The organism is Grimontia celer, from assembly GCF_900055185.1.
GTDB lineage: Bacteria > Pseudomonadota > Gammaproteobacteria > Enterobacterales > Vibrionaceae > Enterovibrio > Enterovibrio celer.
This window is the reverse complement of sequence record NZ_FIZX01000039.1, coordinates 1-622: the sequence shown is the minus strand read 5'-3', so window position 1 is coordinate 622 and position 622 is coordinate 1. Positions and strand designations below refer to the sequence as shown.

Annotated in this window: 2 protein-coding genes; both read right to left on the bottom strand. The window is 47.9% G+C overall.

What is annotated here, in order from left to right; all coding sequences use genetic code 11:
- On the bottom strand, positions 1–149 hold a 149-nt coding region (locus tag GCE9029_RS25310), incomplete at its 3' end, for a large ribosomal subunit protein uL22 (RefSeq protein WP_306455718.1).
- A 10-nt stretch (positions 150–159) separates the two neighbouring features.
- Positions 160–438, bottom strand: a complete 279-nt coding sequence (gene rpsS, locus GCE9029_RS25305; protein ID WP_062667985.1) for a 30S ribosomal protein S19 — start codon at positions 436–438, stop codon at positions 160–162.
- Between the last annotated feature and the right edge of the window lie 184 nt (positions 439–622).

Below are 622 nucleotides of genomic sequence, written 5' to 3'. Positions count from 1 at the left end.
ACTTTCTTAACTAGTACAGCAGCTTTTTTGTTGCTGAAAGTTAGTAGTTCAAGAGCTTGATCCACGTTTTTACCGCGGATTTGGTCTGCAACTAAGCGAGCTTTCTGTGGAGAAATACGAGCAAAGTTATGTTTAGCGATAGCTTCCATCATCTACTCCTTATTTCTTCTTAGCTTTCTTATCAGCAGCGTGGCCGCGATAAGTGCGAGTTGGTGCAAATTCACCCAGTTTGTGACCGATCATTTCTTCGGTTACGAATACTGGTACGTGCTGACGACCATTATGGACAGCGATGGTCAAACCAATCATTGATGGAATGATCATTGAACGACGGGACCAAGTCTTAACAGGCTTCTTGTCACCGCTTTCCAACGCTTTCTCTACCTTCTTCAGCAAGTGCAGGTCAATAAAAGGACCTTTCTTGAGAGAACGTGGCATGGCGATTCCTCTTTATAGATTACTTGTTACGACGACGTACACTCTACGTTTCAGTGCGCTCGCTCTCACAACTCTTAACGCGTTTATTGCGCTGACCCCCAGGCGATACTGGTTGCCGGCCACCAGCCGTAATCCCTCCACTCCCACCGTTCGGGGGTCCTACCGGGCCCACAACACCCCCACC